This window comes from Asanoa hainanensis (assembly GCF_900188485.1).
In the GTDB taxonomy this organism is placed as follows: domain Bacteria; phylum Actinomycetota; class Actinomycetes; order Mycobacteriales; family Micromonosporaceae; genus Asanoa; species Asanoa hainanensis.
Window position 1 is genome coordinate 91,917 of sequence record NZ_FZPH01000002.1, and the last position, 9,318, is coordinate 101,234.

The window sequence follows — 9,318 nt, forward strand, 5'->3', positions numbered from 1 at the left end:
GGCTCCCGCCGAACGGGTGGCGCCCATTCGAGTGACCGCCTCGTGGGCGAGAATGCGAGGCGTGACCGGGGACCATTACTTCACCGCCGAGCCCGATGCCGCGACGGCCGGTGCGGAGCGCACCGTCGAGTTCACCGCCGGCGGCCAGGACTTCCGCCTGCGCGCGGCGGGCGGGGTGTTCTCCGCGGACCGCCTCGACCCGGGCACCGCCGTGCTGCTGCGCAAGGCTCTCCTGCCCGACCGCTCCGTGACTGGCGCGCTGCTCGACCTCGGCTGCGGCTACGGGCCGATCGCCTGCGTGCTGGCCACGCTCGCGCCGGCGGCGACGGTCTACGCGATCGACGTGAACGCCCGCGCCCGCGCTCTGGCGGCGGCCAACGGCGGGCCGCTCGGCGTGCGGGTGTCGGCGCCCGAAGAGGTCGACGACAGTGTCGAGTTCGCGCAGATCTGGTCGAACCCGCCGTTCCGGGTCGGCAAGACCGAGCTGCACGCGCTGCTCGGGCGCTGGCTGCCCCGCCTGCGCCCCGGCGGCGTCGCCTGGCTGGTCGCGGGCCGGCACCTGGGCGGCGACTCGCTGCACCGCTGGCTGGAGGACGAGGGCTGGCAGGTGACCCGGCACGCGAGCCAGAAGGGCTTCCGGGTGCTCCGGGTCGCCGGCCCGGGCGGAATTGACGCGACGTAGGGCCCACTCGTCCTGCACCATTTCGGCGTGGGTTACATCGATGTCGCCGGCGTCGGGCACGTGCTGCCCGACGGCCGTGAGCTGTTCGCGGACGTCTCGTTCCGGGTGGGCGAGGGCGCCAAGGTGGCCCTGGTCGGCCCCAACGGCGCCGGCAAGACGACGCTGCTGCGGATGGTCGCCGGCGACCTGCCCGTGCGCACCGGCGTGGTGGCCCGCTCCGGCGGCCTCGGCGTCATGCGGCAGTTCATCGGCATGGTCGGCGACGAGACCACGCTCCAGCAGCTCGTGCTCTCGCTCGCGGCGCCGCCCTTGCGCGCGGCCGGCGAGCGGCTGACCGCCGCCGAGACCGCAATGCACGCGGCCGAGCTGCGCGGCAAGTTCAGCACGACCGCGGGCAAGGCACAGGTGGCGTACGCGGACGCGCTGGCCGCCTGGGGCGAGGCCGGTGGCTACGACGCCGAGGTGCTGTTCGACACGGTGTCGACGATCGTGCTCGGCAAGCCGTGGGAGGAGACCCGGCAACGGCCGGTGCGCACGCTCTCCGGGGGCCAGCAGAAGCGGGTCGCGCTCGAGCTGCTGCTCCGCGGCGGCGACGAGGTGCTGCTGCTCGACGAGCCCGACAACTTCCTCGACGTACCCGGGAAGCGGTGGTTGGAGGCCCGGCTGCGCGAGTCGGCCAAATCGGTCCTCTACGTCTCCCACGACCGCGAGCTGCTGGCGCAGACCGCCGACCGGGTGGTCGCGGTCGAGGGCGGCAGCGCCTGGGTGCATCCCGGCGGGTTCGCGTCGTGGCACGAGGCCCGGGTGGCCCGGCACGAGAAGCTCGAGGAAGACGGCCGGCGCTGGGAGGAAGAGCATCAGAAGCTGCGCGAGCAGATGCTGATGTACAAGCAGAAGGCCGCCTACAACTCCGACATGGCCTCGCGCTATCGGGCCGCACAGACCCGGCTGCGCAAGTTCGAGGAGGCCGGCCCACCGCCGACTCCGCCGCGCGACCAGGACATCCGGATGCGGCTGACCGGCGGGCGCACCGGCAAGCGCGCCGTGATCTGTTCGGCCCTGGAGCTTGACGGGCTGACCTACCCGTTCGACCTGGAGCTCTGGTACGGCGACCGGCTGGCGGTGCTCGGCGCCAACGGCACCGGCAAGTCACACTTCCTGCGGCTGCTGGCCCGCGGCGGCACCGACCCGGATCTGGCCAACCTGCCCGTCGACGGTGGCGAGAAGCTGGCCGCCGTCGCCCACGGCGGGGTGGCCCGGCTGGGGGCGCGCGTCCGGCCCGGCCACTTCTCGCAGACCCACGACCGGCCCGAGCTGATGTCTCGCACGTTGGTCGAGATCCTCTGGCGGGGTGACGAGCACCGCAGCGGGCTCGACCGGCACCAGGCGATGAAGGTGCTGGGGCGCTACGAGCTGGCCGGGCAGGGCGACCAGCGGTTCGGCACGCTGTCCGGCGGCCAGCAGGCGCGCTTCCTGGTGGTGCTGCTGGAGCTGTCCGGCTGCACACTGCTGCTGCTCGACGAGCCGACCGACAACCTGGACCTGGCCTCGGCGGAGGCGCTGGAGCAGGGCCTGGCGGCCTTCGCGGGCACGGTCATCGCCGTCACCCACGACCGCTGGTTCACCCGCTCCTTCGACCGGTTCATCCGGTTCGCCGGCGACGGCGAGGTCACCGAGACCCCGGAGCCGGTCTGGGGTGATGAGTGAGGGTGGGTATCGTGCTCGTGTGTCCGCCCCCGCGACCCCGCCAGCTCCGGCTCCGGTGAAGAAGCGCAAGTCCGTGCTGCGCCGGGTCGCGGAGATCGTCATTACGGCGGCCTTCCTGGCCTACGTCGCGTACTCGGTGAGCAAGCGCTGGTCCGAGGTCCAGGGCGTGCTCGGCGACCTGTCGGTGCCGGCGATCGCGGCGTCTCTGGTCGGCTCGCTGGCCGCGGTCTGGTGCTCGTTCCTGGGCTGGCGGGTGCTGCTCGCCGACTTCGGCAGCCACGTGCCGCTGACGGGCGCGATGCGGATCTTCTTCGTCGGCCAGCTCGGCAAGTACCTGCCGGGCAAGGTCTGGCCCGTGCTGACCCAGATGCGGCTCGGCAAGGCGTACAACGTGCCGGGCCGGTCCTCGGCGGCCGCCGTGCTGATCACCATGTTCATCACGCTGGGCACCGGGCTGCTGCTCACCGCCGTGGTGCTGCCGCTGCTGGGCGGCGAGGCCTGGCGGAACTACTGGTGGACGCTGCTCACCGTGCCCGTGGCGGTCGTGGTGCTGCTGCCGCCGGTGCTCAACCGGCTGCTGGCGTTGGCGATGCGGCTGGCCCGCCGCGAGCAGATGCCCAAGCCGCTGTCGGCCCGGGGGATCGGGCTGGCGGTGTTCTGGGCCGTCGCGACGTGGCTCTGCTACGGCGCGCACCTGTGGGCGCTGCTGCTCGACTTCGGCGCCGGCGGCTCCGATCTGATCATCCGGTCGGTCGCCGCGTTCGCCGGCGCCTGGTCGATCGGCTTCCTCCTGGCGATCGCGCCGGCCGGCCTCGGGCCGCGCGAGACCGCGCTGGTCGTGCTGCTCGCCGGGTCGGTGACCGAGCCGGTGGCGCTGGTGGCCGCGCTGGTGTCCCGGCTGCTGATGACGGTGGCTGACCTCGCCTGGCCGGCTGTGGCGCTGCTCACCGACCGTAAGCGCCGGCGGCCGATCGTGACCGCGCCCGACATCGACACGGTGCCGGACTCCGCACCGGCCGCATCGACCGCCGTCGCGGGGGACTAGCCCCCTACCGCTGCCCGCCCTGGTCGTGCGGGTCCGTTACGCTACCGCGGTGCGCTGGCTCGCTTTCGGTACCTACGACGTCCACCGCCACCCCCGTGTCGGCGTCCTGATCGAGGGCCTCCGGGCGGCCGGCGACGAGGTTGTCGAGGTCAACGTGCCGCTGGCGCTCGACACCGCGGGCCGGGTGGCGATGCTGCGCCAGCCGTGGCGGCTGCCGAAGCTGGCCTGGCTGCTCGGGCGCTGCTGGACGCTGCTCGCGGTGCGGGCCCGGCGCGCACCGGCGGCCGACGCCGTGCTGGTCGGCTATCTCGGGCACTTCGACGTCCGGCTGGCCCGGCGGCTGTTCCGCCGCACCCCGATCGTCCTCGACCACCTGATCTCGGCAGCCGGCACGGCCCGTGACCGCAGCCTGACCGACTCCGGTGGTGGCGGGCTCAAGTCGAAGCTGATGCGCTGGATCGACCGGGGCGCGCTGAGCTCCGCCGACGTGGTCGTGGTCGACACCGACGAGCACCTGGCCGCCCTGCCCGCTTCCGCCGCCCCGCGTGGCGTCGTGGCCCCGGTCGGTGCCGGCCAGCAGTGGTTCGCGGCGCGGCCCGCGGCTCGTCCCTCGGGCCCGCGTGCGCTCAAGGTGATTTTCGTCGGTTTGTTCACGCCGTTGCACGGCACCTCCTATCTCGGCTCGGCTTTGGCGGAGCTGGCCGACGACGAGCGCATCGAGGTGACCATGGTCGGCAAGGGGCAGGACTACGAGGCCTGCCGGGCCGCCGCGGCCGGCAACCCGCGGGTCACGTGGGTCGACTGGGTCACCGCCTCGGAGCTGCCCGGGGTCGTCGCTGCGCACGACGTGTCGCTCGGCATCTTCGGCACGACCGACAAGGCGCAGAATGTCGTGCCGACCAAGGTCTTCCAGGGCGCGGCCGCGGGGTGCGCGATCGTCACCTCCGACACCGCGCCGCAGCGCCGCACGCTCGGCGACGACGCGCTGTTCGTGCCGCCGGGTTCCGCCTCGGAGCTGGCTTCCGTTCTGCGGTCGCTCGCCTCCGACCCCGCGCTGCTCGCTGACTACCAGGGCCGGGCGGCCGCGCGCGCGGACGACCAGTTCGCCGCCGCCACGGTTGTCGAGCCGATCCGGGCCCGGGTCGGCAGCACCTCCACCTCCACCCAGCCACCCGCGATGCAGGAGACCCGATGACAACGCCGCAGATCCCGCCCCTGGCCCCTCGGGCCGCGCTGCGCTGGAACGTCGTGCGCCGGGTGGTCTCCGACCTCAACCCGACGACCATCCTGGAGCTGGGCTGCGGGCAGGGCGCGATGGGCACCCGGCTCGCCGGGATGGGCACCTACCTGGCCGCCGAGCCCGACGACCAGAGCTTCGAGACCGCCCAGGCGCGGATCACCCCGCTGGGCGGCACGGTGATCCACGGCGACCACAACAAGGTCCCCGAGGGCACGACGTACGACGTGGTGTGCGCCTTCGAGGTCCTGGAGCACATCGCCGACGACGCGGCCGCACTGGCCGGCTGGATGCCGCTGGTCAAGCCCGGCGGGCACCTGGTGCTGTCGGTGCCGTCCGAGCCTGACCGGTTCGGCCCGTGGGACGAGCTCGTCGGCCACTACCGCCGCTACGACGCGGCGTCGCTGACCGCCCGCCTCACCGACGCCGGCGGGGTCGACGTCCAGATGATCCACTACGGCTGGCCGCTCGGCTACCTGCTCGACTCGGTCCGCGACCGACTGGCCGGTGGCAAGACCGCCGAGGGCGACACCGCCGAAGAGCGCACCTCGGGCTCGGGCCGCATCCTCCAGCCGAGCGGCGCCGCCGCCGGCACCCTGATCAAGGCCGCGGTCGCGCCGTGGATCGGCCTCCAGCGCCTCCGCCCGGGCAAGGGCCCGGGCCTGGTCGCGGTAGCCCAGCGCCCCACCGCGTAACGCACATCAGCAGCGCAGCCGCCGCCCTCGGACCATCGGGGCGGCGGCTTGTCTTGTGGGGGTGGCGGGCGCGGTAGCCGTTCTCGGATCGCCTGGGTTGGCGGCTTGTCTTGTGGGGGTGACGTGCGCGGTTGCCGCTGGTGGATCGCCCCCTGGCCGGAAGATGGCCAGTGGCCGGGGGCAGACGTGGTGGCCTTTTCGGATCGCCGGGGGCTCGCCGCTTGGTTCGTGGCTGCCGACAGACGAAGCCGCCGCCCCAGCGACCTTTGTCGCGGAGGCGGCGGCTTCGTGCGTACGCGTGACTAGGGGTTGATCTCCGCGGACTTGAGGTCGGACATCTTGACCAGGGCGTAGTCGCCGTCCTTGGCGGAGGCCCGGTCGCCGATGTTCTTCGGGAGCCACTTCGGGACGCGGCGGAGGTCCATCAGCACCAGGTCGGTGGGTTTGGCCGTGGTGCCGTCCAGGACCTCGGGCGTGACGCTCTCGGGTTCCAGGTTCCAGTAGTAGGCGTACCACCGCGGCGTTGACAGCCCGCCGCCGGCGATCCAGGCGAACTCCTGGCCGGGGCCCGGGTCGTTCTTCGAGACGAGCGTGCCGACGTCCGTGGGCTCGTCGACGTAGACGCGGTTGACGCGGCCGGTCACGATCACGGCCAGCGCCGCGACCAGGGCCAACCCGGCCGCCGCGGTGCCGACCAGCATCGCCCGGGACGGCACCCGGGTGCCGAGCCAGCTGATCGCCCGGTCGAGCAGGGCACCCATCCCGACGAGGCCGAGGATCAGCACCGGGTAGTTCCAGTACTCGTGGATGAAGGCGCCGTTGTTGAGGATGATCGTCCAGAAGCCCTGGAACACGACGGCGAAGGCCATGAAGAGCCGGGTGCGCTTGTCGAGCAGGCCCGCGACCGTGCCGACGACGAGCAGCACGAGGTACCAGATCGGCAGCAGCGTGTCGAGGTAGTTGACCTGGCGGCCGACGAACTGGCGCGCGGTGAACGTGCCGCCCTGGGTGCGGAACTCGGCCTGGTTGGTCAGGTCCGCGATGCCGCTGACGCCCACGATGAAGGTCAGGCTGATCGCCAGGCCGACCACCATCGCGCCTCCGATCCAGAGCACGACCCGGTCGATCCGGCGGCGGCCGATCAGCAGCCACAGGCCCATGGCGCCGGCGAAGCCGATGCCGGGCCAGGAGACGAGGGTGGAGAGCAGGCCGGCGACCACACCGACCGCCAGCAGCCCGCGGGACGGCTGGTAGTCCTTGCGGCGGGCGATCACGACGACCGCGGAGATCAGCAGGATCGGGCCGAGGTCGAACATGATCGGCGCGTAGACCCAAAAGAACGTCGTCGACCCCATCAGGCCGACCGCGAGCAGCGTGGCCGACCAGCGCAGGCCGAGCCCCCGCAGCAGCAGCGCGCCGGCCGGGACGATCAGCAGGGCCAGCAGGTACGGCGAGATCCAGACCTCGATCGGCTGGTCCCCCGGGAACGAGCCGAACAGCGCGGTCAGGATGTTCAGCAGGGGCGGGTGGTGCGCGTACGCCGAATCGGCGTAGGGCTGCCAGTCGGCGCTGAAATCCGAGCCGACGATGCCCTTCTCGTGCAGGTTGGCCAGGTGGAGCGCGTACCGGCTGATGATCCGGCCCATGTGGTTGTCGCCGAAGGGCAGGTTGAGCCGGGGGATCCAGGTCGCGGCCAGCGCCAGCGTGATCGCGCCGACGCCGAGCCAGCCCCAGCGGTCTTCCTTGGAAGTTTTGGGCCGGGGCGGCTCTTCCGTGGTCTTCTCAGAGGTGGCAACGTCGGTTGCGGTCATCGGGGGGCAGCCTCTATTCGGAGCGCGACCGCACGATGAGGTCGGCCAACAGGGCTACGGCCCCGATTATCAGCCCAGCCATCAAGATCATCGTCGTGTTGTTGGCGACGCGTACCGGGTGGGCGATCACGTCGTACACGATCTTGATGAGGCCGATGCCAATCAACCACAGCGCGGGCGGCATCAGCACCTTGAGCGGGTTGAAGTACATGACCATGCGGACGACCTGAAGGATGTAGCGGTAGGCGTCGCGCACGAAGTGGAACTTCGACGAGCCGGCGCGCTTCGCGTAGTCGATCGCCACGTAACGCACGTCGTGCTGGTTGTGCAGGAACGCCATCGTGATGGTCGTCACGCAGGAGAACCCGGGGGGCAGCAGGCGCAGGTAGGGCAGTGACACCTCGCGGCGGAACGCCCGCAGGCCCGAGTTCAGGTCGGGGATCTTCTGGCCGGCGAGCCGCTCGGCGATCTTGCGGATGACCCACTTGGCCGGCACCCGCAGCATCTTGTGCGTGCCCTGCTCGCTGGTCCGCGCACCGACCACCTGGTCGATGTTCTGGTCCTTCTCGAGCAGCTGCACGAGCTCGGGAATGCGCTCGTTGGGGTAGGTCATGTCGGCGTCGGTCCACACGACGATCTCGCCGCGCGCCTCCCGGGTGCCGATGCGGCGGGCCGTGCCCGAGCCACCGTTGCGGTGGAACGGCATCACGCGGAGGTTCGCGAAGCGGGTCTCGGCCTCGCGGAGAACGGCGAGCGTGTTGTCGGTCGAGCAGTCGTCGATCGCGAGCAGCTCGTAGCTGTAGCCGCTGCGGTCCATCGCGGCCGAGATCCGCTCGATCTCCTTCAGCACGTGGTCCTGCTCGTTGTAGCACGGCAGCACGACCGTCACGTCCAGCCGTTCCGGCGCAGTGACGTCGGCTGGTTCCGCGGCGGCAGACCGCTGCAGGAACCTGTTAGGTGCCGTCATTCCGGTCCACGCTCCCATCGGGGGCGACCGAATCGAATGGCCGCCGCAAGGTGTCAGACTCTAGCAATGCCCGCGCAAAGGATAGTGCCACGCGTTGCTGTGCGGGTCATCGGCCGACACCGTCGCCCGCGGTATGTAAATGGGCGCGCGGTGTGACAGAACCGTCTTTCTGGAGTGCGGTGTGAGTGCGATGAGCTTTCGCCGGCTCGGCAACTCGGGACTTGTTGTCTCGGTTGCCGGCGTCGGTTGCAACACCTTCGGCCGCGATATCGACCAACAGGGCGCAGCCGCCGTTGTCGATACCGCGCTTGATCTCGGAATTAACTTCTTCGACACGTCCGATACATATGGCGGCGCCGGGCACGAACTCTCGGAGCGCTTCCTCGGCGCGGCGCTCAAGGGCCGCCGCGACGACGTGGTCGTGGCGACCAAGTTCGGCAAGCCGATGTCCGGGATCAACGGTCCTGACTTCGGCGCGCGCGGTGCCCGCCGCTATGTGATGCGGGCGGTCGAGAGCTCGCTGCGGCGCCTGGAGACCGACCACATCGACCTCTATCAGATGCACGAGCCGGACCCGGCGACGCCGATCGAGGAGACCCTGTCGGCGCTCGACGATCTGGTCACGGCCGGAAAGGTGCGGTATATCGGTTGTTCCAACTTCGCGGCCTGGCAGGTGGCCGACGCCGCCTGGGTGTCCCGGACCCGCGGCTGGGCGCCGTTCGTCAGCGTGCAGAACCACTACAGCCTGCTCAACCGCGAGGTCGAGGCCGAGCTGGTGCCCGCCTGCGAGCGGTTCGGGCTGGGGCTGTTGCCGTTCTTCCCGCTGGAGAGCGGCCTGTTGACCGGCAAGTACCGCGAGGGCCAGGCGGCGCCGGCCGGCACCCGGCTGACCCAGGAACGGTTCAGGCAGCGGCTCGACCACGCGCCGTGGTCTCGGATCGAGGCATTGCGTTCGTACGCGTCATCGCGTGGGCTCTCCCTGCTCGATGTGGCCCTGGGCGGGCTGGCCGCGCAGCCGGCGGTCGCGTCGGTGATCGCTGGGGCCACCACGCCGGACCAGATCCGCGAGAACACGGCCGCGGTGCGGTGGCAACCCTCCGCGGCGGATCTGTCCGCGTTGCGCGCGCTCGGGTGAGCCGCCTGTCGATCGTTAGTGCGATTTAGTCCGTTGCTC

Annotated in this window: 8 protein-coding genes; 6 read left to right on the forward strand and 2 right to left on the reverse strand. The window is 71.4% G+C overall.

Features of this window, described 5'->3' with window-relative positions; all coding sequences use genetic code 11:
- Positions 1-61: 61 nt before the first annotated feature.
- Genes CHC05_RS04285 through CHC05_RS04305 form a run of 5 tightly spaced genes read left to right on the forward strand, consistent with a single transcriptional unit; the run spans position 62 to position 5,366 of the window.
- Positions 62-682, forward strand: coding sequence for a class I SAM-dependent methyltransferase (locus CHC05_RS04285; protein ID WP_089244917.1), 621 nt, complete (start codon positions 62-64; stop codon positions 680-682).
- A 27-nt stretch (positions 683-709) separates the two neighbouring features.
- Positions 710-2,389 (forward strand): ABC-F family ATP-binding cassette domain-containing protein, encoded by a 1,680-nt coding sequence (locus CHC05_RS04290; RefSeq protein ID WP_089244919.1) that lies wholly within the window; start codon positions 710-712, stop codon positions 2,387-2,389.
- A gap of 19 nt (positions 2,390-2,408) precedes the next feature.
- A complete protein-coding gene (locus CHC05_RS04295) occupies positions 2,409-3,434 on the forward strand; it encodes a lysylphosphatidylglycerol synthase transmembrane domain-containing protein (protein ID WP_179266048.1) in 1,026 nt (341 codons plus the stop codon).
- A gap of 49 nt (positions 3,435-3,483) precedes the next feature.
- The gene (locus CHC05_RS04300) at positions 3,484-4,629 is read left to right on the forward strand and encodes a glycosyltransferase family 4 protein (RefSeq protein ID WP_089244923.1); all 1,146 of its coding nucleotides are present in this window, start codon (positions 3,484-3,486) and stop codon (positions 4,627-4,629) included.
- On the forward strand, positions 4,626-5,366 hold the full coding sequence (locus tag CHC05_RS04305; RefSeq protein WP_089244925.1) for a class I SAM-dependent methyltransferase: 741 nt from the start codon (positions 4,626-4,628) through the stop codon (positions 5,364-5,366). The genes CHC05_RS04300 and CHC05_RS04305 overlap by 4 nt, the downstream gene beginning before the upstream one ends.
- Before the next feature lie 302 nt (positions 5,367-5,668).
- Here the strand turns inward: CHC05_RS04305 and CHC05_RS04310 are convergent, their stop codons facing one another.
- Both CHC05_RS04310 and CHC05_RS04315 read right to left on the reverse strand, forming a co-directional pair.
- Positions 5,669-7,177, reverse strand: coding sequence for a hypothetical protein (locus CHC05_RS04310; RefSeq protein ID WP_089244927.1), 1,509 nt, complete (start codon positions 7,175-7,177; stop codon positions 5,669-5,671).
- Between the two features lie 13 nt (positions 7,178-7,190).
- Positions 7,191-8,144: a glycosyltransferase family 2 protein gene (locus tag CHC05_RS04315; RefSeq protein WP_179266049.1), complete on the reverse strand. Its 954-nt coding sequence runs from the start codon at positions 8,142-8,144 to the stop codon at positions 7,191-7,193.
- Positions 8,145-8,334: 190 nt separating this feature from the next.
- On the opposite strand from CHC05_RS04315, the gene CHC05_RS04320 reads away from it, so the two are divergent.
- The gene (locus CHC05_RS04320; protein ID WP_089244931.1) at positions 8,335-9,279 is read left to right on the forward strand and encodes an aldo/keto reductase; all 945 of its coding nucleotides are present in this window, start codon (positions 8,335-8,337) and stop codon (positions 9,277-9,279) included.
- Positions 9,280-9,318 lie beyond the last annotated feature (39 nt).

Bases quoted from the DNA above. Each gene is read 5' to 3' on its own strand.
- CHC05_RS04305 (WP_089244925.1), top strand. From the start codon at position 4,626: ATGACAACGCCGCAGATCCCGCCCCTGGCCCCTCGGGCCGCGCTGCGC.
- CHC05_RS04310 (WP_089244927.1), bottom strand. From the start codon at position 7,177: ATGACCGCAACCGACGTTGCCACCTCTGAGAAGACCACGGAAGAGCCG.
- CHC05_RS04315 (WP_179266049.1), bottom strand. From the start codon at position 8,144: ATGACGGCACCTAACAGGTTCCTGCAGCGGTCTGCCGCCGCGGAACCA.
- CHC05_RS04320 (WP_089244931.1), top strand. From the start codon at position 8,335: ATGAGCTTTCGCCGGCTCGGCAACTCGGGACTTGTTGTCTCGGTTGCC.